Source organism: Peribacillus sp. NPDC055009 (assembly GCF_053608705.1).
The window spans coordinates 398,622-424,049 of sequence record NZ_JBSGVZ010000002.1 but is presented as its reverse complement, the minus strand read 5'-3'; the positions used below and the strand labels follow the sequence as shown (position 1 = coordinate 424,049).

The 25,428-nt window shown below is 42.0% G+C and carries 26 protein-coding genes; 24 read left to right on the top strand and 2 right to left on the bottom strand.

All coding sequences use genetic code 11. The annotated features are described in order from the left end of the window. Positions 1-39: 39 nt before the first annotated feature. From ACWF5P_RS05835 to ACWF5P_RS05825, 3 genes are all read left to right on the top strand, one after another. A complete protein-coding gene (locus tag ACWF5P_RS05835; RefSeq protein ID WP_157831069.1) occupies positions 40-201 on the top strand; it encodes a hypothetical protein in 162 nt (53 codons plus the stop codon). Positions 202-411: 210 nt separating this feature from the next. Beyond that, the gene (rpoE, locus tag ACWF5P_RS05830) at positions 412-1,008 is read left to right on the top strand and encodes a DNA-directed RNA polymerase subunit delta (protein WP_452444708.1); all 597 of its coding nucleotides are present in this window, start codon (positions 412-414) and stop codon (positions 1,006-1,008) included. A gap of 402 nt (positions 1,009-1,410) precedes the next feature. Next, positions 1,411-3,018, top strand: a complete 1,608-nt coding sequence (locus ACWF5P_RS05825; protein ID WP_101223854.1) for a CTP synthase — start codon at positions 1,411-1,413, stop codon at positions 3,016-3,018. 47 nt (positions 3,019-3,065) lie between these two features. Here the strand turns inward: ACWF5P_RS05825 and ACWF5P_RS05820 are convergent, their stop codons facing one another. Then, the gene (locus ACWF5P_RS05820) at positions 3,066-3,593 is read right to left on the bottom strand and encodes a DUF2529 domain-containing protein (protein WP_434168153.1); all 528 of its coding nucleotides are present in this window, start codon (positions 3,591-3,593) and stop codon (positions 3,066-3,068) included. Between the two features lie 300 nt (positions 3,594-3,893). Between ACWF5P_RS05820 and ACWF5P_RS05815 the strand changes: the two genes are divergently transcribed. The 15 genes from ACWF5P_RS05815 to ACWF5P_RS05745 all read left to right on the top strand — a co-directional run bounded on the left by ACWF5P_RS05815 (position 3,894) and on the right by ACWF5P_RS05745 (position 17,839). Beyond that, positions 3,894-4,265: a response regulator gene (locus ACWF5P_RS05815; RefSeq protein WP_101223852.1), complete on the top strand. Its 372-nt coding sequence runs from the start codon at positions 3,894-3,896 to the stop codon at positions 4,263-4,265. Positions 4,266-4,511: 246 nt separating this feature from the next. Further along, positions 4,512-5,369 carry a class II fructose-bisphosphate aldolase gene (locus tag ACWF5P_RS05810; RefSeq protein WP_101223851.1) on the top strand — a complete coding sequence of 286 codons (858 nt, stop codon included), beginning with the start codon at positions 4,512-4,514 and terminating at the stop codon, positions 5,367-5,369. A gap of 172 nt (positions 5,370-5,541) precedes the next feature. Beyond that, positions 5,542-6,192 carry a fructose-6-phosphate aldolase gene (fsa, locus tag ACWF5P_RS05805; RefSeq protein WP_063234171.1) on the top strand — a complete coding sequence of 217 codons (651 nt, stop codon included), beginning with the start codon at positions 5,542-5,544 and terminating at the stop codon, positions 6,190-6,192. A gap of 209 nt (positions 6,193-6,401) precedes the next feature. Then, complete coding sequence (locus ACWF5P_RS05800) at positions 6,402-7,685, top strand: UDP-N-acetylglucosamine 1-carboxyvinyltransferase (protein WP_101223850.1); 1,284 nt, start codon at positions 6,402-6,404, stop codon at positions 7,683-7,685. Positions 7,686-7,784: 99 nt separating this feature from the next. Then, positions 7,785-8,747 (top strand): class II fructose-bisphosphatase, encoded by a 963-nt coding sequence (glpX, locus tag ACWF5P_RS05795; protein WP_101223849.1) that lies wholly within the window; start codon positions 7,785-7,787, stop codon positions 8,745-8,747. A 318-nt stretch (positions 8,748-9,065) separates the two neighbouring features. Beyond that, complete coding sequence (gene rho / locus ACWF5P_RS05790) at positions 9,066-10,355, top strand: transcription termination factor Rho (protein WP_034315849.1); 1,290 nt, start codon at positions 9,066-9,068, stop codon at positions 10,353-10,355. Between the two features lie 149 nt (positions 10,356-10,504). After that, on the top strand, positions 10,505-10,705 hold the full coding sequence (rpmE, locus tag ACWF5P_RS05785; RefSeq protein ID WP_034315847.1) for a 50S ribosomal protein L31: 201 nt from the start codon (positions 10,505-10,507) through the stop codon (positions 10,703-10,705). Positions 10,706-10,843: 138 nt separating this feature from the next. Then, positions 10,844-11,449, top strand: a complete 606-nt coding sequence (locus ACWF5P_RS05780) for a thymidine kinase (protein WP_101223848.1) — start codon at positions 10,844-10,846, stop codon at positions 11,447-11,449. A gap of 189 nt (positions 11,450-11,638) precedes the next feature. Further along, positions 11,639-12,094 (top strand): hypothetical protein, encoded by a 456-nt coding sequence (locus ACWF5P_RS05775; protein WP_101223847.1) that lies wholly within the window; start codon positions 11,639-11,641, stop codon positions 12,092-12,094. Positions 12,095-12,254: 160 nt separating this feature from the next. Next, the gene (prfA, locus tag ACWF5P_RS05770) at positions 12,255-13,325 is read left to right on the top strand and encodes a peptide chain release factor 1 (RefSeq protein ID WP_048683507.1); all 1,071 of its coding nucleotides are present in this window, start codon (positions 12,255-12,257) and stop codon (positions 13,323-13,325) included. Positions 13,326-13,332: 7 nt separating this feature from the next. Continuing rightward, positions 13,333-14,187 (top strand): peptide chain release factor N(5)-glutamine methyltransferase, encoded by an 855-nt coding sequence (gene prmC, locus ACWF5P_RS05765; protein WP_452444707.1) that lies wholly within the window; start codon positions 13,333-13,335, stop codon positions 14,185-14,187. Positions 14,188-14,337: 150 nt separating this feature from the next. Beyond that, a complete protein-coding gene (gene spoIIR, locus ACWF5P_RS05760; protein WP_434168151.1) occupies positions 14,338-15,270 on the top strand; it encodes a stage II sporulation protein R in 933 nt (310 codons plus the stop codon). 289 nt (positions 15,271-15,559) lie between these two features. Continuing rightward, entirely contained in the window at positions 15,560-16,609 is a 1,050-nt protein-coding gene (locus ACWF5P_RS05755) for an L-threonylcarbamoyladenylate synthase (protein WP_434168150.1), read from the top strand. Between the two features lie 75 nt (positions 16,610-16,684). Further along, on the top strand, positions 16,685-17,251 hold the full coding sequence (locus tag ACWF5P_RS05750) for a manganese efflux pump (RefSeq protein ID WP_434168149.1): 567 nt from the start codon (positions 16,685-16,687) through the stop codon (positions 17,249-17,251). Positions 17,252-17,395: 144 nt separating this feature from the next. Further along, entirely contained in the window at positions 17,396-17,839 is a 444-nt protein-coding gene (locus ACWF5P_RS05745) for a low molecular weight protein arginine phosphatase (RefSeq protein WP_260358793.1), read from the top strand. A 39-nt stretch (positions 17,840-17,878) separates the two neighbouring features. Here ACWF5P_RS05745 and ACWF5P_RS05740 read toward each other — a convergent pair whose 3' ends face one another. Next, positions 17,879-18,088 carry a hypothetical protein gene (locus tag ACWF5P_RS05740; protein WP_452444706.1) on the bottom strand — a complete coding sequence of 70 codons (210 nt, stop codon included), beginning with the start codon at positions 18,086-18,088 and terminating at the stop codon, positions 17,879-17,881. A 124-nt stretch (positions 18,089-18,212) separates the two neighbouring features. Between ACWF5P_RS05740 and rpiB the strand changes: the two genes are divergently transcribed. The 6 genes from rpiB (at position 18,213) to ACWF5P_RS05710 (ending at position 25,279) form a co-directional block, all read left to right on the top strand. After that, positions 18,213-18,659: a ribose 5-phosphate isomerase B gene (gene rpiB / locus ACWF5P_RS05735; protein WP_101223842.1), complete on the top strand. Its 447-nt coding sequence runs from the start codon at positions 18,213-18,215 to the stop codon at positions 18,657-18,659. A gap of 69 nt (positions 18,660-18,728) precedes the next feature. Beyond that, on the top strand, positions 18,729-19,322 hold the full coding sequence (locus tag ACWF5P_RS05730; protein ID WP_101223841.1) for a TIGR01440 family protein: 594 nt from the start codon (positions 18,729-18,731) through the stop codon (positions 19,320-19,322). A gap of 370 nt (positions 19,323-19,692) precedes the next feature. Continuing rightward, positions 19,693-20,934, top strand: a complete 1,242-nt coding sequence (locus ACWF5P_RS05725) for a serine hydroxymethyltransferase (protein ID WP_434168148.1) — start codon at positions 19,693-19,695, stop codon at positions 20,932-20,934. Between the two features lie 237 nt (positions 20,935-21,171). Beyond that, a complete protein-coding gene (gene upp / locus ACWF5P_RS05720; RefSeq protein WP_101223839.1) occupies positions 21,172-21,801 on the top strand; it encodes a uracil phosphoribosyltransferase in 630 nt (209 codons plus the stop codon). A gap of 23 nt (positions 21,802-21,824) precedes the next feature. Next, positions 21,825-22,967 carry a non-hydrolyzing UDP-N-acetylglucosamine 2-epimerase gene (gene wecB / locus ACWF5P_RS05715; protein ID WP_452444705.1) on the top strand — a complete coding sequence of 381 codons (1,143 nt, stop codon included), beginning with the start codon at positions 21,825-21,827 and terminating at the stop codon, positions 22,965-22,967. An 86-nt stretch (positions 22,968-23,053) separates the two neighbouring features. Next, positions 23,054-25,279: a S8 family serine peptidase gene (locus ACWF5P_RS05710; protein WP_452444704.1), complete on the top strand. Its 2,226-nt coding sequence runs from the start codon at positions 23,054-23,056 to the stop codon at positions 25,277-25,279. Positions 25,280-25,428 lie beyond the last annotated feature (149 nt).

The window sequence follows — 25,428 nt, the reverse complement described above, 5'->3', positions numbered from 1 at the left end:
GGGCAAAAATGAAGAATCAGCCCTATTGGAGTTGAGAAAATGAACCTGAAAATGATTGGATCGATCATAGGGTACATTCTTGCCATCATTATTTTATTTGAGCTGTATGAGCATCAATTGGGTGCCATCTCTTTTTTTATCCTGACTATTGTCTTTTTTACGGCAGCCTATCGACAGAAATCGAAAAAGGAAAGTGAATGATTTTTAGCTTTTGGTTTCCTGAATGATAGACAATAAGGTAAATCTGTGAAAGTATCAGATAGAACTAGCATAAACCCATTTAGATTGTTTATAATGGAGTATATGTCTAGCAGGAATTGTCGTTATTTTATCGAACTACTGTTTTAGATTATTTTTTTATGTGAAAAAACACGGAATTCAGTGTTTGAATAGAGAAGGGAAGTGCGGAATTTGAGTTTAAAACAATACTCAAAAGAGCAGTTATTGGAAATGTCCTTAATAGAGATGGCATATGATTTGTTAGTGGAAAGAAATGAACCGATTCCATTTAAAGACTTAATAAGTGAATTAGCTTCGCTGCACCATTTATCTAAAGCGGAAGTGGAAAAGAAAATTGCACAATTCTATACGGATTTAAATGTGGATGGCCGCTTCACTTCACTTGGGGACAACCGCTGGGGATTGAAAACATGGTACCCGGTTGACCAAATCGAGGAAGAAGTCGTACATGTTGTAAAACCTAAAAAGAAAAAGAAAGCCAAAAAGGCTGCTGCCGTTATCGACGATTTCGATGAACTTGAAGACGAAGATCTTGACTTTGAAGAAGATATCGATGATCTGGACGAGGATGAAGATGATGACGATGATGATATTCTAGGTTCTCCAGTCATCGACGAAGTGCTTTTGGATGATGACGTGGATGATGACGATGATCTGGAAGAAGAAATAATCGAAGATGATGCATTTGTCCTGGAAGATGATGAGGACGAAGACGAAGACGAAGATGAAGATGACTTGGATGACTTGGATGAAGAGGCTGAGAAATAAATAATCGCCCTTGACTTTTTGAGGCGAAATTTGTAGAATCATTTTTGGGCTCCTTAAAAAAGGACACAATGATTAAATTATATCGCTCCCTTACTTTTATTGTAAGCGGAGCGTTTTTGTTTTTAATGATGGAATGAATAAATGACATCATTTTTTTATTTTTAAAAATGATTTCTCGTAGAATTGTAAAAACTATAGAGAACATATTTTTGTTTACTGTCATTTAAGGAAATTTATTCTTGTTCATGTATCCTGCATGACTCTCACTAAAGACCTTTAAGTGATTAATGGTTTGTACTGGTTTACGATTTTTTAGCTTTTAACCGCTCATGTGGCGGAAGATTTGATTCAGTTCCGATTAAGAACAGAATTGGAAGAAAACATTCTATAGGAGGATATAAAATGACAAAATATATTTTTGTGACAGGTGGAGTAGTTTCTTCCTTGGGAAAAGGGATAACGGCCGCTTCTTTAGGTAGATTATTAAAAAATAGGGGATTGAATGTTACGATCCAGAAGTTTGACCCTTATATTAACTTGGATCCAGGTACGATGAGTCCATACCAACACGGTGAAGTGTTTGTAACGGATGATGGTGCTGAAACGGATTTGGATTTGGGGCACTATGAGCGTTTCATTGATATCAACCTTGGCAAACACAGCAATGTGACTACGGGCAGAATTTATTCAACGGTCCTGAGAAAAGAACGCCGTGGCGATTATCTAGGTGGAACAGTTCAAGTCATTCCGCATATCACGAATGAAATTAAAGAACGGGTTTTCCGTTCAGGCAATGAAACGAATGCCGATATAGTCATCACTGAAATCGGCGGTACTGTAGGGGATATCGAGTCTCTTCCATTCCTTGAGGCGATTCGCCAAATCAAGAGTGATATCGGAATCAATAATGTTATGTATATCCACTGTACACTGGTTCCTTACATCAAAGCTGCTGGTGAAATGAAAACAAAACCGACACAGCATAGTGTAAAAGAATTACGCAGTCTAGGCATTCAGCCGAATATCATCGTTGCACGTACAGAAAGTCCAATTTCACAAGATATGAAGGATAAAATTGCTTTATTCTGCGATATCGATAAAAATTCCGTTATAGAATGTCTTGATGCGGATACTCTTTACTCCATCCCACTTGCGCTTCAAGCACAAAATATGGACCAAATCGTTTGTGATCACTTGCAATTGGACTGCGGCGAAGCGGATATGGAAGATTGGAAGGAACTAGTCAAAAAGGTTACTTCTTTATCAAAGAAAACAAAAATCGCTTTAGTCGGAAAATATGTTGAATTGCAAGATGCTTATCTTTCTGTAGTGGAAGCACTTAAGCATGCAGGTTACGCATTTGATGCAGATGTTGAAATCGACTGGGTGAATTCCGAAGATGTAACAAAAGAAAATGTTGCTGAACTTCTGCAAGATGCAGATGGAATCCTTGTTCCAGGCGGTTTTGGAGATCGTGGAATCGAAGGGAAAATTGCTGCTACCGAATTTGCCCGCACTACGAAAAAACCATTCTTCGGAATTTGCTTAGGCATGCAGTTGGCGTCAATTGAGTATGCTCGCAACGTCCTGGGATTGCCAGAAGCTCATTCAGCTGAAATTAATGAAGATACTCCAGATCCAATCATCGATCTTCTTCCTGAACAGAAGGATGTAGAAGATTTGGGCGGTACACTGCGTCTTGGTCTGTATCCATGTAAGCTTATCGAAGGAACTAAAGCATACGAAGCGTATAATGACGAGGTTGTTTATGAGCGTCACCGTCACCGTTATGAATTCAATAACCACTACCGTCAAGCAATGGAAGAGGCAGGATTCATCTTCTCTGGTACTAGTCCGGATGGCCGTCTAGTTGAAATCGTTGAATTGAAGGATCATCCTTGGTTTGTGGCTTCTCAATTCCATCCGGAATTCACGTCACGTCCTAACCGTCCGCAGCCGCTATTCCGTGATTTTGTCGGCATGTCTTTAAAGCGCAGCGAAAAACTTTAATAAACAAAAAAACAGCCCAATGTGGCTGTTTTTTTTTAGATGAATAATCATTCTTCTTCATACTCTTTTATGATTTCTTCAAGAGTGAATTTAATCCCATAATAAGCGAAAAGAGCGGCAATGAGGGTAGGATACCCATATCGATTTCCGGTTTCATCAGGAATCAAGCCCCGTTGGATACGTAAATCAATATGAACGTCTGCCAACTCCAAAAGAGAATCCCCTTCAGAAGGGACGGATGTAGAAACCGCAACAAATGGGATATCCTTTTCCTTGAGTTGTTTTGCCAGCAACAATGCTTCTGCATCATCCGAATGGCGGCTGAATATGAGAAACCGATCTTCCCTGGAAATAGTTTCTCCTGATTCATATCTTTTTACCTTCGGAAAGGGTTCTGCCCCATCCAAAGCCTCGGCAGTGACACCCTGCATTTCACCAAAACCGTGAATGTACACCGCACCGTCCCCAACCGCAGCCTGAGCCAGCAAGCGTCCGGCATCCTCCATTTCAAAGGCTTCATTTTCAATCATTTTCTTAAATATACCGCTTATCTGTGTCGAAAAAATTTTTAACATGGTCAGGGACTCCTTTAAAAAATAATATACCCATTATAAAGGACTTTCCTTTGCAATGACAGGTTTCTGGGATTTTGATCCGGAAGGTCCGAATTTACTAAATCGGTCGAAAAAACAAAAAAATTAAAATTCCTCTTAGCCATACAGCAGGAATTTTGTTACAATTATCGAATATGAACAATAAATGCGTTGGACCTAAAAGTCATATGACGCAATCTATGTAACTACCCTTTTTCGGGTAATATGGCCTTATAGGCCAGTATATTTAATGGATGAATCGGGAAGGGGAGAGGTGATAAAATGCCAGGGAAAATATTGATTGTTGATGATCAGTTCGGGATTCGTATTTTATTGAACGAGGTTTTACATAAAGAAGGGTATGAAACATTTCAAGCCGCTAATGGAATTCAAGCCTTGGATGTGCTAAATAATCATTCACCTGATCTTGTATTGCTGGATATGAAGATTCCGGGAATGGATGGCATTGAGATCTTGAAAAGAATGAAAGTCGTCGATCCGGACATCCGGGTCATAATCATGACGGCATATGGTGAACTTGATATGATTCAAGAAGCAAAGGATTTAGGTGCTATGACACACTTTGCAAAGCCGTTTGATATTGATGATATTAGAAAAGCGGTTCGTGAATACTTACCGATTCAATCAAGTTAAATGTCTTGAAAATTTAATATTACTGATGGAGTAATTGCTGCGGCTATCTTTTTTTAGATGGGCCGTGTTTTTTTGGAATAAAATTTGAGGCTCGGTATAGTGTATTTGTTGCTGTTTTTTTGATGTATTGATATGCTAAAAGAGGAGAGATATTCTGATTTATAAGCGTATGCTACTTTCGTTTTAGGGAATATCTAGAAAGAATTAACTTTAAAATAATAACATCCACTAGTAGGAGGAAATCAAATGCCTTTAGTTTCTATGAAAGATATGCTGAATAAAGCCCTTGATGAAAAATATGCAGTAGGTCAATTCAATATCAACAACCTTGAATGGACTCAAGCTATTCTAGCTGCTGCAGAACAAGAAAAATCTCCAGTCATCCTTGGTGTTTCCGAAGGTGCTGCCCGCCATATGGGTGGTTTTAAAACGACTGTGATGATGGTTCAAGGATTGTTGGAAGACATGAAAATCACTGTTCCTGTGGCCATTCACCTTGACCATGGTTCAAGTTATGATAAATGTAAGGAAGCTATCGAAGCCGGATTCACTTCAGTAATGATCGATGCTTCACATCATCCGATCGAAGAAAATATCGAAACAACCAAGAAGGTTGTCGAATTCGCTCACGCACGGAATGTTTCTGTTGAAGCGGAAGTGGGCACGGTTGGCGGACAAGAAGATGATGTAATTGCTGATGGAGTCGTATATGCAGACCCTCAAGAATGCGAACAGTTGGTTAAAGAAACAAATGTCGACTGCTTTGCTCCAGCTTTGGGATCCGTTCACGGACCATACAAAGGTGAACCTAACCTTGGGTATAAAGAAATGGAAGAAGTGCGTGATTTAACGAAAAAACCTCTTGTTCTTCATGGTGGTACAGGCATCCCTACGAAAGATATCCAAAAAGCGATTTCGCTTGGAACATCAAAAATCAATGTGAATACGGAAAACCAAATTGTATTCACAAAAGCGGTTCGTGAAATTCTGAATAACGATACTGAAGTGTACGATCCTCGTAAATACATCGTTCCTGGCCGTGAAGCGATTAAAGAAACTGTCATCGGCAAAATTCGTGAATTCGGTTCAAACGGCAAAGCATAATAAGGGTTCCATCCCTTTAAATGTAAGATGATAAAGGCAATATTCCCATTGGGGGGCTCCCCCCTAATGGTTTCTTTTAGATGCAGGGCTGAATCCGGGCTCTATTTTTAGAACAATTAGAATTCAGATGCATATAGGAAAATAAAAATCGATTACATACGGAGGCTATTTTATGAAATTCTTTATAGATACAGCAAACATGGAAGAAATCAAACAAGCGCATGAACTTGGCGTTTTAGCAGGTGTTACGACTAACCCATCCCTTGTTGCTAGGGAAAAGGGAGTTTCTTTCCATGATCGGCTAAAAGAAATCACAAGCCTTGTTAAGGAATCCGTTTCTGCTGAAGTCATTGCGCTTGATTTTGAAGGAATGATGGCTGAAGCCAAGGAACTAGTTGCGATTGCACCGAATATCACGATTAAAGTGCCAATGACTCCGGACGGCCTGAAGGCTGTTTCAGCACTTACAAAACAAGGTGTCAAAACAAACGTCACCCTTATTTTCAGTGCAAACCAAGCATTATTGGCAGCTAGGGCAGGAGCAACTTATGTATCGCCATTTTTAGGTCGCTTGGATGACATCGGCCAAAATGGTTTGGATCTAATTTCGGATATTGCTGACATTTTTGCGATCCATGATATCAATGCCGAAATCATCGCAGCTTCCATCCGCCATCCGATGCATATTACTGAAGCGGCTCTTAAAGGGGCGCATATTGCAACGATCCCTTATAAAGTTTTAATACAATTATTCCACCACCCATTAACGGATAAAGGAATTGAAGCTTTTTTGAACGATTGGAATTCACGTACTGAAGCATAATGCCTTGCCGCTAAGTCGCTATAGATTGCACCGTTTAAATAAAATTAACATAAATTAGAAATTTTTCTCTTTTTTTTACATGAATTTTCTACTTTTGTGTAAACTAAAGAACTAGATAGTAAATGTTGTCGGATTATGCAATTTTCTTGTGGTAAAATATTACTTTTTGGAAGTAGCTTCTAAGTGCTTAGCGTGGAAGGGAGTTTATTATGGAAAAACTTAAAATTGCCGGTGGCTATCCTCTAAAGGGAAGCATTCGTGTCAGTGGAGCAAAAAATAGTGCGGTCGCCCTTATTCCTGCAACAATTTTAGCGGACTCTCCCGTAACGATTGAAGGCCTGCCTGATATCTCGGATGTACAGATGCTGAAAGCGTTAATGGAGGAGATTGGCGGCGAGGTATCCTTTGATGAAGGAGAAATGACAGTCAACCCCAGCAGGATGATTTCAATGCCTCTTCCCAATGGAAGGGTCAAGAAGTTACGTGCCTCTTATTATTTAATGGGGGCAATGCTTGGTAAATTCAAAAAGGCAGTGATCGGCTTGCCTGGTGGCTGCCATTTAGGACCTCGCCCGATAGATCAGCATATTAAGGGGTTTGAAGCACTGGGCGCACAGGTGACGAATGAACAAGGAGCCATTTACCTTAGGGCGGACGAGCTAAGGGGAGCACGCATATATTTGGATGTCGTTAGTGTAGGGGCAACGATCAATATCATGCTTGCCGCCGTTTTGGCCAAAGGCCGCACTGTGATAGAAAATGCTGCGAAAGAACCTGAAATCATCGATGTTGCCACATTGTTGACCAATATGGGAGCGAAAATAAAGGGTGCAGGGACGGATATCATTCGTATTGATGGTGTGGAAAGTTTGCACGGGTGCAAGCATACGATCATACCGGATCGGATTGAAGCCGGCACTTTCATGATTCTAGCGGCTGCTGTCGGAGAAGGAATTCTGATTGATAATGTCATTCCCCAGCATTTGGAGTCATTGACTTCCAAGTTGAGGGAAATGGGGATTAATATTGAAGCGGGTGATGACCAGATATTTGTCTCACCGGGAGAACAATATAAATCCGTTGATATCAAGACATTGGTTTACCCTGGATTCCCAACGGATCTTCAGCAACCTTTCACTTCCCTCTTAACAAAAGCAACCGGTTCTAGCATGGTCACCGATACGATATACGGGGCCCGCTTTAAGCATATTGATGAACTGCGACGCATGAATGCGAAGATAAAGGTCGAGGGCAGAGCGGGCATCGTCGATGGTCCTGTCCAACTTCATGGGGCAAAAGTGAAGGCAAGCGATTTACGTGCCGGAGCGGCTCTTGTAATAGCCGGTTTAATGGCTGAAGGGATTACAGAAGTGACCGGGCTTGAACATATAGATCGCGGATATAGCCATCTTGTTGAAAAACTTTCAGGTTTGGGAGCAACGATTTGGCGTGAAGAAATGACGCAAGAAGAAGTGGAGCAGCTTAAAAGCTGATCCCTTTTCTTGTTACCTCATTGTGTTACTATATATGATATAATGTGTTATACTAATATATAAATAAATCATGCTAGTGTACATGAGGGGGAACCGGAAATGGAAAGAAGTTTATCGATGGAGCTTGTCCGCGTAACAGAAGCGGCGGCACTGAATTCAGCTCGTTGGATGGGAAGAGGAAAGAAAGACGAAGCAGATGATGCAGCAACAACTGCAATGCGGGATGTTTTCAATACTATTCCCATGCAAGGAACGGTTGTAATCGGTGAAGGGGAAATGGATGAAGCGCCAATGCTTTATATTGGCGAAAAACTTGGTACCGGTCTTGGGCCAATGGTGGATGTTGCGGTTGATCCATTAGAAGGAACGAACATCGTTGCATCCGGCGGCTGGAATGCATTGGCTGTATTGGCGATAGCCGATAAGGGGAACTTGCTTCATGCCCCGGATATGTATATGGATAAAATAGCTGTCGGACCAGAGGCTGTCGGTCAGATTGATATCAATGCCTCCGTGTTGGACAACCTGAAAGCGGTAGCCAAGGCAAAAAATAAAGATATCCAAGACGTGGTTGCAACAGTATTGAACCGCGATCGTCATTCGAAGATCATTCATGAACTTCGTGAGGCAGGGGCACGTATCAAGTTGATCAACGATGGAGATGTAGCGGGAGCCATAAATACGGCCTTCGATCTTACCGGTGTTGACATCTTATTCGGATCTGGCGGAGCTCCAGAAGGAGTTATTGCAGCCGTTGCCCTGAAATGCCTTGGAGGGGAAATTCAAGGCAAGCTCATTCCTCAAAGTGATGAAGAAGTGGAGCGCTGTGGAAAAATGGGCCTTGAATTAGGAAGAGTCCTCAGAATGGAAGACCTTGTTCGCGGAGATGATGCAATTTTTGCAGCAACAGGTGTGACAGATGGAGAGCTTTTACGCGGCGTACAATTCAAAGGGCATTACGGCGAAACACAATCCGTAGTCATGCGTGCTAAATCTGGTACAGTTCGTTTCATTGATGGTCGTCACAGTCTTAAGATTAAACCGAATGGTTTGATTGACTGATAGCGTTTTTTAGAAAAATCACTTTTAAAAAGCGAGCGGTTTCATCGCTCGCTTTCTCTTTTAAAAAATTTAAGTTGAATAATTAAAATAAAAAAAGTAAAATAAAGCTTGGTCTACTATTAATAATTTAGAATCTGCCCTTTCACTCCAAACTTCAAGAAGCCTTCAATTAATTTTCTTCTTTACATGTAAAAATGTATCATCCTTTCTAAGAAAACTCTGGTCGGGTACATGGATTGCGGTTTTTCTTCCATCTAACAAACCATTTCTTTTTCAGTATGGGTGAAAACGTTTAATTAATAAAAGTGTGGTGTCATAATGAATTTAACTATTTCTAATTTAGAAAACATGAAACTAAAGGATCTCTATGAGCACGCGCGTGAATATAAAGTTTCCTATTACAGCAAACTTTCAAAAAAGGAACTTATTTTCGCTATCCTGAAAGCACAAGCTGAGCAGGATGGTCTCCTATTCATGGAGGGCGTTTTAGAAATCATCCCTTCAGAGGGCTTCGGTTTCCTGCGTCCAATTAATTATTCTCCAAGCTCGGAGGATATTTATATTTCTGCTTCACAGATCCGCAGATTCGATTTGCGGAATGGAGATAAAGTGTCCGGTAAGGTAAGGCCGCCAAAAGAAAACGAGCGCTATTATGGATTACTGCATGTTGAAGCAGTCAATGGCGATAATCCGGAATCAGCAAAAGAGCGTGTCCACTTTCCAGGTCTAACACCGCTGTATCCAAACAGGCAAATTAAACTGGAAACGACACCGAAGAACTTATCAACCAGGATTATGGATGTCCTGGCACCGGTAGGTTTTGGACAGCGTGGGCTAATCGTCGCACCGCCAAAAGCCGGTAAAACGATGCTCATCAAGGAAATTGCCAATGCAATAACCACAAACCATCCCGAATCGGAATTGATCGTGCTGTTGATTGATGAACGCCCGGAAGAAGTGACTGACATTGAACGGTCCGTTGCTGGGGACGTGGTAAGTTCAACGTTTGATGAAGTGCCGGAAAACCATATCAAGGTGGCTGAGCTAGTGTTAGAACGAGCGATGCGCCTTGTGGAGCATAAACGTGATGTCATCATTTTAATGGACAGCATCACTCGACTTGCCCGAGCTTACAACCTTGTCATTCCGCCGAGCGGACGTACACTATCAGGGGGTATTGACCCCGCTGCATTCCACCGTCCAAAACGCTTTTTCGGTGCGGCGAGGAATATTGAGGAAGGCGGCAGCCTGACGATCCTTGCTACAGCATTGGTAGATACGGGTTCAAGAATGGACGATGTCATTTATGAAGAATTTAAAGGTACGGGTAATATGGAGCTGCATTTAGATCGTGCCCTTGCCGAAAGACGCATCTTCCCGGCAATCGATATTCGCCGCTCAGGCACTCGTAAAGAAGAATTGTTAATTCCGAAAGATCGCCTGGATAAACTATGGGCCATCAGGAAAACAATGTCGGATTCGCCTGATTTCTCGGAGAAATTCCTTCGCCGTCTAAAACAGACAAAGGGTAATGAAGAATTTTTCAGTAAGCTGGATGAAGAGATGTCAGAAATGAAAAAGGGGCCGGCGAGCGTAAAACGTTCTTAAACCCTGTAAGAAACAAACAGTTGCACAACTAGTCTTAAGTTGTTATAATGAGTTCATGTGTTTTTACAATAAATGTGAGGGTGTTTTTCCCTCAACTTGAAGTATATAACTCTGTTTCGAATGATTCAGGGCATAAGGAGCTGAAAAGAATGAAAACTGGAATTCATCCAAATTATAAGCTTTCAAAAGTAATTTGCTCTTGCGGAAACACTTTTGAAACTGGTTCAGTTAAAGAAGAGATCAAAGTTGAGACTTGTTCAGAATGCCATCCATTCTACACTGGTCGTCAAAAATTCGCTGAAGCTGGCGGACGTGTTGATCGTTTCAACAAAAAATACGGTATTAAATAAGCCGGACTTTTTAAAAAACAGGCAAGTATTTTTCTTGCCTGTTTTTTCTTTTCCATAAACAAGTAAGAATTTATATAAAGCCGGGTCGACTTCAATTATGGCCAAGGGATCGACAGGTGGAAGGGAGTAGCTGTTTCCATGTATGTAATGAAACAAACAGGCTGGATCGAGCTTATTTGCGGAAGCATGTTTTCGGGTAAATCCGAGGAATTGATTAAACGAGTCAGCCGTGCTCAATTTGCTAAAGAGCAAATAGCTGTATTTAAACCAGCTATTGATAATCGCTATGCGGAAGAGGCTGTCGTATCACACAATGGCTCTTCTGTGATGGCAAAACCGATTGCCCATTCAACGGATATTTTTAAGTATTTGGACAAGCCCCTGGATATTATTGCAATAGATGAAGTGCAATTTTTTGATCATGAAATTATCGGGGTTGCCCAGCATCTTGCGGACAGCGGTTATCGAGTGATTATGGCTGGACTCGATCAAGATTTCCGAGGTGAACCATTCGGTCCTATGCCTGTTCTATTATCGCTGGCAGAATCGGTGACTAAGCTGCAGGCTGTGTGTGAAGTGTGCGGATCACCTGCAAGCAGGACGCAGCGCTTGATAGATGGGGAGCCGGCCTCCTATGATGAGCCGATCATCCTTGTGGGTGCATCGGAATCATATGAGCCCCGCTGCCGCCATCATCACGAAGTTCCGGGTAAGCAGCCTGTTGGGATTAAAGAACGTATTTGAATGCTGGTGCCCTATGATCCAATGTGGTCGTAGGGTGCTTTTTTTTTGTTGGGAATAATAATAAAGGGTGGACTTATTCAAGTGGTATGACCAATACATGGAAGCGAAATAAAAGATAAATATTGCCCCATTTTGGGTAGGCTAACGAGGAAATGTTCTTCTTAACCAGTCAAAATGGAGGGAAAAAATATGAAATCAAAACTGCTTATCATGACAGCCTTTTTACTTGCTGCACTAACGGCATGCGGTCAAAATGACAATGCGATAAATAATGATTCGGAATATGGGGATCAATCCCGGGATGGCAAGGATTTTGTTGGCAATGGTTTAAAACGTGTATCCAATAATGATTGGGACAATGAAGCGGAACGGCCGTCAGATCAAATCCTCAATACACCGCATCATACATCCAATAATTCACCATCCATGGGGCAGCAAATTGATGATATCCGAGGGGCCATTGAATCGGAAACCAATTATGAGGCGGGCTCCGTTTGGTTTAATGGAAATACCATACATGTTACGGTCCATGATAAAGGCAAAATCAAGACGGAAAAAGAGAGACATAAGGAAATGCAGCGAATACAAGGCATTATAAACAGGGCTGTGCCTCAATATAATATAGATGTAAAATTAAAGAAATAACGACATTTTTGAATCCTCTTTGACGTTGATTATTCACCTATACTATAATTAACCTAGAAGTGAACTGAGCTGGGGCACTGAACTACTTATTTATAGTTAGAAAAGATGGATTACTTCCAATTCGTTTCAGGTGTTTTGGAAAATTTATGAGGTGAATAATTTGTTTGATCGATTGCAAGCAGTAGAAGATAGATATGAAAGATTGAATGAGCTATTAAGTGACCCGGAGATCATTAATGACTCCAAGAAGCTAAGGGAATATTCTAAGGAGCAATCCAGCATACAAGAGACTGCTTCGACTTATAAAGAATATAAAGCGGTTCGTGAGCAACTCCAGGAAGCGAAGGCGATGCTTGAGGAGAAGCTTGATGCGGAAATGCGTGAAATGGTAAAAGAAGAGATCAATGAACTTGATGAGACCATACAAGGCCTTGAGGATAAGCTGAAAATATTGCTTATTCCGAAAGACCCCAACGATGATAAAAACGTAATCATGGAGATCCGCGGAGCGGCTGGCGGAGATGAGGCGGCCTTATTTGCAGGCAGTCTATACCGGATGTATAGCCGTTTTGCCGAGGTGCAGGGCTGGCGGACTGAAGTCATTGAAGCAAATCCTACTGGGCTTGGCGGCTACAAGGAAATCATATTCATGATTAATGGCAATGGCGCTTATTCAAAGTTGAAATTCGAAAATGGAGCTCATCGCGTTCAGCGAGTACCTGAAACGGAATCAGGCGGGCGGATTCATACATCCACAGCCACAGTTGCCGTTTTACCTGAAGCTGAGGAAGTGGAAGTTGAAATCCATGATAAGGATATTCGTGTCGATACCTTTGCATCAAGCGGTCCTGGTGGGCAAAGTGTCAATACGACAATGTCAGCGGTGCGCTTGACTCATATTCCGACTAATACGGTTGTATCCTGTCAAGATGAAAAATCACAAATCAAGAACAAAGAAAAAGCAATGAAGGTTTTGCGTGCCAGGGTGTTCGATAAAATCAATCGCGAAATACAGGCGGAATATGATCAAAACAGGAAGCTGGCCGTTGGAACGGGCGATCGATCTGAAAGGATTCGCACTTATAACTTCCCGCAAAACCGCGTTACCGACCACCGCATTGGTTTAACGATTCAAAAACTGGATCAAATCATGGAAGGTAAACTGGATGAAGTTGTTGATGCATTAATCATGGAAGACCAATCTTCAAGGCTGGAAAATGCAGATGAGTAATTCTGCCGTGAAAGTTTTTGAAGCCCTTAAATGGGCTTCTTCTTTTTTAAAGGAAAATGATCGTGATGCCAATGCTGGGGAAATCCTGTTACAGCACTTTTTAAAACAAACTCGCTCCCAAATGCTGGCCAACCTTCATGATGAGCTTAGTGAAGCGGATTTTGGGCAATTTAAGGACGCAATCGAGCTGCATGCTGAGGGGACGCCAATCCAATATATAATCGGCAGTGAAGAATTTTATGGACGGACCTTTTGTGTGAATGAAGAAGTGCTCATACCGAGACCGGAAACAGAAGAATTGATTTATTATACATTACGTAAACTCCCAGCCATTTTTATGGAGGGACAGAAGCTCCGTTTAGCTGATATTGGGACCGGCAGCGGCGCAATTGCCATAACGATGAAACTTGAAAAATCAAACCTGATGGTGACGGCCACGGACATAGCGGAACCATCGCTCGAGGTGGCGAGGAAAAATGCCGAATCACTTGGTGCCGAAGTGGAGTTCATGCAAGGTGATTTGCTTTTGCCTTTCTTGAACATGAACCAGAAGGTGGACATCCTTTTATCGAATCCGCCATATATACCAGATGATGATCATAAATCCATGTCAGTAGTCGTGACAGGACATGAACCGCATCGTGCATTATTTGCCGGTATCGATGGGCTGGATTTTTACCGCCGCTTTATGGAGCAGTTACCTTTGATCATGAAGGTGCCTGGACTGATCGGTTTTGAAGTGGGCACTGGACAGGGTGAGGCGGTTGTCGATTTATTGAAGCGAACATTTCCTGCCGCAGAAGTATCCATTGTAAATGACATAAATGAAAAAGATCGAATGGTCTTTGCTGCATTAAAGTGATCCGTCTCCTTCCGTGAGGCGGATTTTTTTATGGGCACCACCCTCATTATCCTTTGGAATCTATATTTCCAGCTATCAACTTTTTTTATTTTTACTAGTTTAAGATAGCTTGAAAATGGTGAGACTAATTCATGTGAGGGGGCGAAGGCGATGAAAACAAAACATTTAGCCATTATCTATCTATTAATCTTAACTATAGGAACGATCGTAAGTATATATATGCCTAAAGCGGAGATGGTCGGTGCAGAAGATACGAAGGTGATCCCGGATGAGGCGATTCGTCTGCGGATACTTGCTAATAGTGATGCAGAAAAGGATCAAGCGGTTAAACGTCTTATTAGGGATGAGGTAAATGAAGATATCACAAAGTGGGTCGAGGAGCTTACTTCTTTGGATGAAGCGAGGGATGTGATCACCTCGCATCTACCGGATATCCAGGCGACAGCTGAGGCAGTTATAAAGGAACAGGGTTTGGAGCAGTCAGTAAAAGTCGATTTTGGACAAGCGGAATTTCCGACAAAACTCTACGGGCAGTATTTATATCCGGCAGGGGATTATGAAGCGGTGATTATCACACTTGGTGAAGGGGAAGGCGCTAATTGGTGGTGTGTTCTATTTCCGCCATTATGTTTCTTGGATTTTTCAAATGGGACGGCTGTAAGTCAAAGTCCGATTGTCGAGGAAGAAGATGAAGGATCCCTGACTTCGGATGGGAAGGCGTATGCAGCAACGAATGAAGAGAGTGAACCTGTTGCAGAGGGAGAAACTGAAGTAGTGTTGGCTGAAAAAGAAAAAGGGCCCGAGGAAGAAGTTGAAGAAGAGGTAATGGAGGAGAGTGTAAAAGAGGAAGTAACGGAAGAAACGGTAAAAGAAGAGGTTGCTGAGCAAGAGGTAAAAGAAGAAGTGATGGCAGTAAAAGATAAGGAACAAGTGGCGGAGGAAGTCAATGATGGGAGTGTTGAAGATAACAAGGTTGAAATTGCGGCATCCAATGAACAAGGTCAGCGATTATATGAAGGGGAAAAGGAGCCTGAGGTGGAAGTGAAGTCCTTGTTTGCAGAAATCTTCAATGATCTATTTTAAAAAGGGGGCAGCGGCCCTTTTTTTTACTTTCAGATAATTATAAAAACATATCCACAGGGTTATTAACAAAAAATCAAAAAAATCTGTCATTAATCTTTAATATCCACAAACTTATCCACGGATTCGATATGGTTATCCCCAATTTGTGGATAACACTTGAATTATGTGTATACTTCTTTTATACTTTCAAAGTATCTTTTAAGTGAAATTAGTACGTTAAATTGAAAATATCCTTCATATTAAAGCGATTATATAAAATAAGAAATGTTAAAAGGCGATGATGTTCAAAATGAAAACGAAAATTTGGTCAGTGGATAAAAATGTGGATAATTTACAAAGTTATCCCCAGATTACACAATCAGCTGAATTATTAAAGGCTAACCAAGTGGTTGCTTTTCCTACAGAGACTGTTTATGGACTAGGTGCGAATGCCAAAAATGACGAGGCGGTCAAAAAAGTGTTCGAAGCAAAAGGGCGTCCGAGTGATAATCCTTTAATCGTTCATATAGCCTCTGAAGAGCAGCTGTCAGGTATTGTAGAAGAGATTCCGGAACAGGCCAGGAAGCTAATGGCAGAATTTTGGCCGGGTCCTTTGACTTTGATCATGAAACGAAAACCGGGCCAGCTATCAAATCTTGTGACAGCTGGATTGGAAACGGTGGCTGTCAGGATGCCGGATCACCAGGTTGCCCTCGGCCTTATTCGTGCGAGTGATTTGCCCATTGCGGCTCCAAGTGCAAATACTTCTGGGAAACCGAGTCCCACTTCAGCTAAACATGTTGAAGCTGACTTAATGGGCCGGATTGCAGGCATAGTCGATGGCGGGACTACCGGTGTGGGCGTAGAATCCACAGTACTTGATTGCACTGTTGAAATTCCTGTTATATTAAGGCCCGGCGGAGTGACCCTGGAACAGCTGGAAGCTGTGATAGGGGAAGTCCGGCAAGATGTCGCTTTGAAGAATCAGGAAACGGCGCCAAAAGCCCCGGGCATGAAATATACCCACTATGCTCCGAAGGCCCCTCTATATTTAGTCAAGGGTAATCAAGCTTTCCTTCAGAAGCTTGTGGATGAGAAAAGAAGTGACGGGTTAAAGGTGGGCATCATAACTGCTTATGAACATCAACAGGATTATAAGGCCGATTATGTGGTCGTCCCAGGTTCATTAGCTGATTTACATACTGTTGCGACAGGCTTATATGATGCTTTAAGACAGTTTGATGAGCTGGAGGTCGATGTCATTTTTAGTGAAATGTTTCCTGACCATGGAATAGGAGCAGCGGTCATGAACCGGCTTGAGAAGGCTGCAGGTCATCAAATCATCAAGGAACATGTGTAATAAGGACTGATTTATTCTTCTATTTCTTTTCGGACATGCATAACATGTAGTAGGCACGTCCGAGGGAGGATTGGAATGAATACATTTGCTGGAGAAATCATCACCTTATTGCTAATGGCATTCGCGTTGGGAATGGATGCCTTTTCAGTCGGCCTTGGAATGGGAATGTTTAAGCTAAGGTTGAGGCAAATTCTTTTTATAGGGCTGACAGTTGGCTTTTTTCATATTTGGATGCCCTTGCTTGGAATGGGGGCAGGCCGTTTCATTTCAGAAAAATTCGGGACCTTCGCTACATACGCCGGCGGTCTATTGTTGGTCATTCTTGGTATACAGATGTTTATCCCTGGTAAAAAGGATGGAGCTGGTATCAGGGAAAATAAGATGCTGGCTCCTGTCGGGAAAGGTCTATTCATTTTTGCTTTAGGGGTAAGCCTGGACAGCTTCTCGGTAGGATTGACCCTGGGGATCTACGGTGCAAAAACGATTTTAACCATTCTCTGCTTTGGGTTTGCTGCCACCCTATTAACGTGGGCAGGGCTTTTGCTGGGTAGAAAAATTCAGGGTTTGCTAGGCGTGTATAGTGAGATTCTTGGCGGAAGCATTCTATGTGCGTTTGGATTGAAATTATTGTTCTCTTTTTGAGCCGCTTGACTTCATATCTATCCTTCCTCAACTGTTCCGATTACCGGGGCGGTTTTATTTTTTCCTAAGACATGTTGAGAGTGATTTTTTTGACTATAATAAACGGGCGATAGCTTATAATGAATAAAAAAGGAGGCATCATAAATGATCCGTGTATTATTTGTATGTACAGGCAACACATGCAGAAGCCCGATGGCAGAAGCGATATTGAAAAATAAGAATATTGCGGGCGTTGAAGTGAAGTCCGCTGGCGTGTATGCTTCATCAGGCCAGGATGCTTCAACGCATGCAAAAAATGTATTGGTTGAAAATGATATAGTGCATAATCATCATTCAACGCCTTTATCCGAGAAGGAAATGGAATGGGCGACTCATATTTTCACCATGACGGAAGGGCATAAATCGGTCATTACCCGTGCATATCCCCAGATGGCCGATAAGACTTTTACTTTAAAAGAATTCATTATTGATGATAATTATGATAAGGACATAATAGATCCGTTTGGCGGTTCTGAAGGCATTTATCGGGAAACGTTCAGGGAGCTGCAGGAATTAATTGAAGAATTAGTCTTAAGGCTTAAAAAGTAAACAAAGTACATAATGTGGTCGCTGCAGTAAAAGATATTACTAAGCTTGTTGACCGTCAATTGGAAAGTGTACGATCGAGGCAGCACAAGAAGTTGATGATATTGCAGAAGAAACATCTGCTGGAGCGGAAGAAGTGACAGCTGACAAGCGAACAAGCTCATAGTCATGGGAAATGTTAAAAATCGGCAATGGAATTAAAGTGCAAGCGGAAAAGTTAAACAGGATCATTACCCGCTTCACTCTTGACATTTTACAGCAGGAAACCCAAGGCGGTTTCCTGCTTCTTTGAGGGGGAAAAAGGATGGACATCCTTTATCTTTTCATAATTTTGTGACACAATAAAATCAATTGAAAAAGCTAGAGGAGGATTATGATGAAAGTTGCGATTGCTTCTGATCATGGGGGTATACATATCCGTGAAGAAATAAAGAATTTAATGAATGAGTTACAGATTCCATTTGAGGACTTTGGCTGTGAATGCACTACTTCGGTGGATTATCCTGATTATGCCTTGCCGGTTGCTGAAAAAGTGGCACGCGGTGAGTTCGATCGGGGCATTTTAATCTGTGGAACTGGAATTGGAATGAGCATCGCTGCTAATAAGGTCAAAGGAATTAGATGTGCGTTGGTTCATGATGTCTATAGTGCGAAGTTGACCCGCCAGCATAATGATACCAATATGTTAGCGATGGGGGAACGTGTCATTGGCCCGGGTCTGGCCAGGGAAATTGCACAAACATGGCTGACTTCGGAATTTGAAGGCGGTCGTCATCAAAACAGGATCGGTAAGATTGCGGAGTATGAAGGTAAACAAAGCTAATTTTTATGGTTTTTGGAGAGACCCCTTTTCTTTTGATAGCAAGTTTTCTTTTTGAAAGGATGCGTTTTCATGATAAGTGATGCTACATTTTCAAATGAGCTAGAGATATGGGAAAACCAGTTTCGGGAGCTTTTACATGAGTTTCAAGAACAGACGGCTTTAAAAGAGAAACAGCTACTGGTAATCGGCTGCAGTACAAGTGAAGTGATCGGGAAAAGGATCGGTACTGAAGGGACGCTCGATGTTGCAGGGATGATTTTTTCCGTAGTGAGGGATTTTCAAGTGAAAACGGGTGTTCAGGTTGCATATCAATGTTGTGAGCATCTTAACAGGGCGTTGGTTTTGCAAAGGGAAACCGCGATTCGATATGATTATGAAGAAGTTTCGGTTGTACCTGTAAGAACAGCTGGGGGATCGATGGCGACGTACGCCTATCAGCAATGGAAAGATGCTGTCGTCGTTGAACATATTAAAGCGGATGCGGGGATAGACATTGGGGACACCTTCATTGGCATGCATCTGAAGCATGTGGCGGTTCCAATCCGCTCTGCCATTAAAGAAATAGGGCATGCACATGTGACCATGGCCAAAACCCGCCCGAAACTGATTGGCGGGGAACGGGCCGTTTATCAGGACATCTCTGAAAACAAGAGTTGTACTTAAGGTAAGTGAGACAGCATTTCTCGGATGGGGAATGCTGTTTTTTGATGGAATCTGTTCAAAATCGTAAAGCTAAAGCTAAGGTTCACAAGAAAAATCTCTATTTGGGAGTGCTAATAGAATGGAGATTTCGCTCGTTAAATATAGGGTGAAAGGGCTATTTACCATGATTTTGATGTCAAATACGAACATTTTTAAATGAAAAAACATTTAATGTTCGATAAAATTAGACTATCACTTCTAAATTAGACATGTTAAAATGGAGTAGAATTTTCTAATAATTATTGGTAAGGCTTTTTCATGCTTTTTTGAAGGCATGTTGCACATAAATACTAAAAAGCGAATCACGCACAATTTGAGGAGGAATTACGGAATGAATCGTTTAGCAAAGCAAGATGAGCAAGTGTTTAACGCAATTCAACTGGAATTAGGGCGTCAAAGAAGTAAAATTGAGCTTATTGCTTCTGAAAACTTCGTGAGTGAAGCTGTCATGGAAGCACAAGGGTCGGTCTTAACTAATAAGTATGCAGAAGGATACCCTGGAAAACGTTACTATGGCGGATGTGAGTATGTAGACATCGTTGAAGATCTAGCACGTGAGCGTGCGAAAGAAATTTTCGGCGGGGAGTATGTGAACGTACAGCCGCACTCTGGAGCTCAAGCCAATATGGCCGTTTACTTTACAGTGCTTCAAACCGGCGACACAGTGCTTGGAATGAACCTTTCGCATGGAGGTCATTTAACACATGGAAGCCCAGTTAACTTCAGTGGTGTTAACTACAACTTCGTTGAATATGGTGTAGACGAAAAAGATCACCGTATCGATTACAATGATGTTTTGGAAAAAGCGCGTCAGCACAAACCGAAATTGATCGTAGCGGGTGCAAGTGCATACCCACGGGAAATTGATTTCAAGCGATTCCGCGAAATTGCAGATGAAGTCGGTGCTTATTTAATGGTCGATATGGCACATATCGCAGGTTTGGTTGCGGCTGGTTTACACCAAAGCCCAATTCCTTATGCTGACTTTGTAACGACAACTACTCATAAAACACTTCGCGGACCACGCGGCGGAATGATCATCTGTAAAGAAGAATTCGGTAAGAAGATCGATAAATCCATCTTCCCTGGAATTCAAGGCGGTCCATTGATGCATGTTATATCAGCTAAGGCTGTTGCATTCGGAGAAGCGCTTCAAGATGATTTTAAAGTGTATGCACAACAAATCATCGACAATGCTAAACGTTTGGGCGAAGGTTTGAAGAAAGAAGGGTTCACACTTGTTTCTGATGGAACGGACAATCACTTGATTCTTCTTGATGTTCGCTCTACTGGGTTAACGGGAAAAATCGCAGAGCATGTTTTGGATGAAATCGGTATTACCGTTAACAAAAATGCGATTCCTTATGACCCGGAAAAACCATTCGTTACAAGTGGTATTCGTATTGGGACTGCGGCAGTGACATCACGTGGCTTCGGATTGGAAGACATGGATGAAATAGCTGCAATCATCGGACTTGTTTTGAAAAATAATGAGGACGCAGCTAAACTTGAAGAAGCAAAACAGCGTGTTGAAACATTAGCGAACAAATTTGAATTATATCCTTCATTGTAATATTCTTGAGCCGCTTCCTTCTAAAGGGAGCGGTTTTTTTATACTTTATGGGAGTCAGTATGTGAGAAGAATCCGAATAGTGAAAATAGGTCTGACATCTAAACCTTTATTGAAGATTGAATCGTTTTTCTGTAAAATAGGTTGAAGTGAATTTAAAAAGACACGAAAATTTTTCTATTCGATTAGGGAAATCATAAAAAAGCGCAAAACTAAGCAATGGAATTGGAGAGATGCTAAATGGGAAAAGTTTATGTTTTCGATCACCCGTTAATTCAACACAAATTAGCCTATATACGTGATATAAATACAGGAACAAAAGAATTCCGTGAACTAGTGGATGAAGTCGCTTCATTGATGGCATTTGAAATCACGAGGGATATGCCGCTCGAAGAGGTGGAAATCCAAACGCCTGTAAGCACGGCGAAAGTGAAAATGCTTTCTGGTAAAAAAGTGGGAATCGTCCCGATTTTACGTGCAGGCATCGGGATGGTGGACGGAATCATTAAGCTGATTCCTGCTGCAAAGGTCGGACATGTTGGCCTTTACCGTGATCCTGAAACTTTGAAACCTGTTGAATATTATGCGAAAATGCCAAGTGATTTGGCAGAAAGGGAATGCATTGTCGTTGACCCGATGTTAGCCACTGGCGGATCAGCCATCGAAGCGATCCATTCCATTAAAAAGCGCGGTGCAGTGAATATTAAATTCATGTGTTTGATTGCAGCTCCAGAGGGTGTGGACGCATTAAAAGAAGCCCATCCAGATGTTGATATTTATATTGCTGGCCTTGACGAAAAACTGAATGAACATGGTTATATCGTTCCAGGTCTTGGAGACGCAGGAGATCGTTTATTCGGCACAAAATAAGGAAAGAAGCTGAGGTGTCACGAATGAACAAACCGATAAAAGTCATGACCATTTTCGGGACGAGACCAGAAGCTGTCAAAATGGCTCCCTTAGTACTCGAATTTCAAAAACACCCAGAACATTTCAAGCCGATCGTTGCTGTTACGGCTCAGCATCGTCAAATGTTAGATCAAGTTCTCGAACTATTTTCCATTCAGCCGGATTATGACTTGGACATAATGAAGGAAAGGCAAACGCTTGCTGACATTACAACAAGGGCATTAAATGGTCTTGATTCCGTAATGAAGGAAGCTAAGCCTGATATTGTTCTTGTACATGGAGATACAACCACAACGTTCGTCGCAAGCCTGGCTGCCTTTTATAATCAGATTGTCATTGGGCATGTAGAAGCAGGGCTGCGCACCTGGAATAAGTATTCCCCTTATCCGGAAGAGATGAATCGACAGCTTACCGGTACGCTGGCGGATTTGCATTTTGCACCGACTTCGAAGGCGGAGGAGAATCTGCTTAACGAAAACAAGAAGGATAATATTTTCGTGACGGGAAATACGGCAACCGATGCATTAAAAACGACTGTACGGTCCACTTATTCACATCCGGTTTTAAATGGACTTGGAGAAGACAGGCTCATTTTGCTTACCGCCCATCGCAGGGAAAATCTAGGTGAACCCATGAGGAATATCTTCAGGGCCGTGAAGAAAATCATTGCTGAGCATGATGATGTTCAAGTGGTATACCCTGTCCATTTAAATCCTCTTGTTCAGGAATTGGCGAACGAAATTCTCGGCGACGATCCGCGGATTCATTTGATCGAGCCGCTGGATGTTCTGGATTTCCATAACTTCGCTTCAAGAGCCTATCTGATTTTGACTGATTCTGGAGGAATCCAGGAAGAGGCACCGTCACTTGGTGTACCTGTCCTGGTTTTAAGGGATACGACGGAACGTCCTGAGGGGATTGCGGCTGGAACCTTAAGGCTGGCGGGTACTGATGAACAAACTATTTATAATTTGGCACATGAATTGCTCACGGATCAAGAGGTGCACGAAAAAATGTCCAAAGCTTCAAATCCATATGGGGACGGAAACGCTTCGGTCCGCATAGCTGAAGCCATCCGTTACTATTTTAAGCAAATAAATATGCCACCAACTAGATTTGACTCATAAAAAAGGAAAAGCCATGCGCTTTTCCTTTTTTTATTTGCATACTCCAAGGTTGTTGAGAAAAGATAACTGCTAAGGGGATGATTATGTTGGGAAAGAAAACGTTTCTAGTGTTTGTTTTCCTTTTTGTATTTATTTATCAAAATGAAAAGGGATTGGCATCCGTCATTCTAACGCCTTTACCAAAACTATCAGAATCTAAGGAAGTAACGGTTGTTGTCACGATGGATAAGGCGTTTCAACGGGAAAAGATCGAAAAACTGCTTGAAAAATACCCATCCCTCCAATTACGGAATGTTTATTCGGTTGCCCTGAATGGATTTTCCCTTCACGGGAAGATGAATGAGATAGAACAACTTAAAAAGGAGGACGAAATTCAGGCTGTAACGGAAGTATCCGTTTATCAAGCCGTGTTGGATGAAAGTGTCCCGTACATAGGAGGAGGCAGGGTCAGGGGTTTCTTTGATAAGGAGAATCACCGGATAACCGGGAAAGGGGTAAAAGTAGGGATAATCGATACTGGCATTGATTATACACATCCAGATTTGCAACGAGCATATAAAGGTGGCAAGGATCTGGTTGATGGTGATGAAGACCCGATGGAAACCAAAAATCAAGGCGACCTGAATACATTACACGGTACTCATGTGGCAGGCATCATTGCAGCCAATGGAAAAATGAAAGGTGTCGCACCAGAGGCGGAGATATATGCATATCGAGCTTTGGGACCAGGTGGAGCAGGAGATACGGATCAAGTCTTGACGGCTATTGAGTCAGCCATGAAGGATAAGGTGGATGTATTGAACCTCTCTCTTGGCAATAACGTCAATGGCCCTGATTTGCCTATCTCCCTTGCATTGAATAAGGCTGTGGAAAGCGGAATAGTTGCCGTGACATCAAATGGGAATTCCGGTCCGGCTGTATGGACCGTCGGCTCACCCGGAACAGCGGAAAAAGCGATTTCCGTTGGGGCATCGACTCCTCCCTTAAGGGTTCCGTATATGATTTACGGACTTGGATCGAAAAAGCATCAATCGCATTTAACCTTGTTTCAAGGCTCTAAAAAATGGAACCTGACGTTTTCCGAGGATGTCATATATGGGGGACTGGGTAATGAAAAGGACCTGAAACATGTTCGGGATAAGATTGTTTTGATGGAACGAGGCACACTTACCTTCCAGCAGAAAGTATCCAATGCAGAAAAGGCAGGTGCAAAGGGGGTAATTGTTTATAATAATACGAGCGGTACCTTTACTGGAAGCTTGGAAAAGGAAATGAACATCCCAGCTGCTTCTATTAATAGAAGAGATGGAATGCAGCTTAAGCAAATCATGGAGCAAGGGCAAAGCAAAACCGTTCAATTTGTTTATAAGAACGAGCAGGATAGGCTCGCTGATTTTAGCTCAAGGGGACCGGTAACTGTATCATGGGGAATAAAGCCTGACGTATTGGCACCGGGAGTGGAAATTGAAAGCACCGTTCCTAAAGGATATATGTCCTTGGATGGAACAAGTATGTCCGCACCGCATGTTGCAGGAGCAGTCGCGTTAATCCTGCAAAAACACCCGGATTGGACTCCTGATCAAGTGAAATCTGCATTGATGAGCACTTCAAAGCCATTGAGGAAATCTGCAAATCAATTTTATCACACATATGAACAGGGGGCTGGACGCATTCAGGTCGACGAAGCATTAAAAGCGGACACGCTCTTGAATCCTAGCTCATTGTCCTTTGGAATGTACACAAAGAAAGAAGGAATTGAAGAGCATCATGAAACGATAGTCATAGAAAATACCGGAACGAAAATGAGAAAGTACTCTTTTATGGTCCCATTAAAAGAGACAGGGCTCACTTGGGAATTGCCGAAATCCCTTACATTAAATCCAAAGGAAAAGAAACAGATTAAAGTGGGACTGCAGGTCAACCCAGCCGAGCTTAAAAAGGGAGTCTTTGATGGATACCTCATAATAATGGAAGGAACCAAAAGAATATCACTTCCTTATTTATATGTAAAAGAAGAGCCTGATTATCCAAGGGTAATGGGATTTGATTTTGGCCAAGGGGACCAGGCTGGCACATATCGATACGAAATGTACCTTCCGCGGGGGGCTGAAGAATTCGGTATTGCCCTATATGAGGAGGATAGCTTGAAATTCGCTGGATATTTGGATTGGTCGAGATCGGCACCTTCCGGTTTGATCAAAAAAGATGTATTGAAAAAGGACTTGCCGCCTAAAGGAGTGTATAAAGCGATAATATTTGCGAGAAGGGGCGGAAGGGAAGATCGGATAGAAAAGACGTTACTTATTGAGTGAACAGAGGACAATAAGTAAAATAAAACGGATGTCAATAGAAGAAAAAAGATAATTTGTGAACAATTCGTTAATAATTACAAACCTGTGACAAATTTCACTAACCACTCATTGACATTGATTCTAGCCTATTGTATGCTAACAAAGGATGT

What these genes read in the sequence shown, in the direction of transcription:
- ACWF5P_RS05835 (WP_157831069.1), top strand. Translation starts at nt 40, where the DNA reads ATGAACCTGAAAATGATTGGATCGATCATAGGGTACATTCTTGCCATC.
- ACWF5P_RS05825 (WP_101223854.1), top strand. Translation starts at nt 1,411, where the DNA reads ATGACAAAATATATTTTTGTGACAGGTGGAGTAGTTTCTTCCTTGGGA.
- ACWF5P_RS05820 (WP_434168153.1), bottom strand. Translation starts at nt 3,593, where the DNA reads ATGTTAAAAATTTTTTCGACACAGATAAGCGGTATATTTAAGAAAATG.
- ACWF5P_RS05815 (WP_101223852.1), top strand. Translation starts at nt 3,894, where the DNA reads ATGCCAGGGAAAATATTGATTGTTGATGATCAGTTCGGGATTCGTATT.
- ACWF5P_RS05810 (WP_101223851.1), top strand. Translation starts at nt 4,512, where the DNA reads ATGCCTTTAGTTTCTATGAAAGATATGCTGAATAAAGCCCTTGATGAA.
- fsa (WP_063234171.1), top strand. Translation starts at nt 5,542, where the DNA reads ATGAAATTCTTTATAGATACAGCAAACATGGAAGAAATCAAACAAGCG.
- ACWF5P_RS05800 (WP_101223850.1), top strand. Translation starts at nt 6,402, where the DNA reads ATGGAAAAACTTAAAATTGCCGGTGGCTATCCTCTAAAGGGAAGCATT.
- glpX (WP_101223849.1), top strand. Translation starts at nt 7,785, where the DNA reads ATGGAAAGAAGTTTATCGATGGAGCTTGTCCGCGTAACAGAAGCGGCG.
- rho (WP_034315849.1), top strand. Translation starts at nt 9,066, where the DNA reads ATGAATTTAACTATTTCTAATTTAGAAAACATGAAACTAAAGGATCTC.
- rpmE (WP_034315847.1), top strand. Translation starts at nt 10,505, where the DNA reads ATGAAAACTGGAATTCATCCAAATTATAAGCTTTCAAAAGTAATTTGC.
- ACWF5P_RS05780 (WP_101223848.1), top strand. Translation starts at nt 10,844, where the DNA reads ATGTATGTAATGAAACAAACAGGCTGGATCGAGCTTATTTGCGGAAGC.
- ACWF5P_RS05775 (WP_101223847.1), top strand. Translation starts at nt 11,639, where the DNA reads ATGAAATCAAAACTGCTTATCATGACAGCCTTTTTACTTGCTGCACTA.
- spoIIR (WP_434168151.1), top strand. Translation starts at nt 14,338, where the DNA reads ATGAAAACAAAACATTTAGCCATTATCTATCTATTAATCTTAACTATA.
- ACWF5P_RS05755 (WP_434168150.1), top strand. Translation starts at nt 15,560, where the DNA reads ATGAAAACGAAAATTTGGTCAGTGGATAAAAATGTGGATAATTTACAA.
- ACWF5P_RS05750 (WP_434168149.1), top strand. Translation starts at nt 16,685, where the DNA reads ATGAATACATTTGCTGGAGAAATCATCACCTTATTGCTAATGGCATTC.
- ACWF5P_RS05745 (WP_260358793.1), top strand. Translation starts at nt 17,396, where the DNA reads ATGATCCGTGTATTATTTGTATGTACAGGCAACACATGCAGAAGCCCG.
- ACWF5P_RS05740 (WP_452444706.1), bottom strand. Translation starts at nt 18,088, where the DNA reads ATGTCAAGAGTGAAGCGGGTAATGATCCTGTTTAACTTTTCCGCTTGC.
- rpiB (WP_101223842.1), top strand. Translation starts at nt 18,213, where the DNA reads ATGAAAGTTGCGATTGCTTCTGATCATGGGGGTATACATATCCGTGAA.
- ACWF5P_RS05730 (WP_101223841.1), top strand. Translation starts at nt 18,729, where the DNA reads ATGATAAGTGATGCTACATTTTCAAATGAGCTAGAGATATGGGAAAAC.
- ACWF5P_RS05725 (WP_434168148.1), top strand. Translation starts at nt 19,693, where the DNA reads ATGAATCGTTTAGCAAAGCAAGATGAGCAAGTGTTTAACGCAATTCAA.
- upp (WP_101223839.1), top strand. Translation starts at nt 21,172, where the DNA reads ATGGGAAAAGTTTATGTTTTCGATCACCCGTTAATTCAACACAAATTA.
- wecB (WP_452444705.1), top strand. Translation starts at nt 21,825, where the DNA reads ATGAACAAACCGATAAAAGTCATGACCATTTTCGGGACGAGACCAGAA.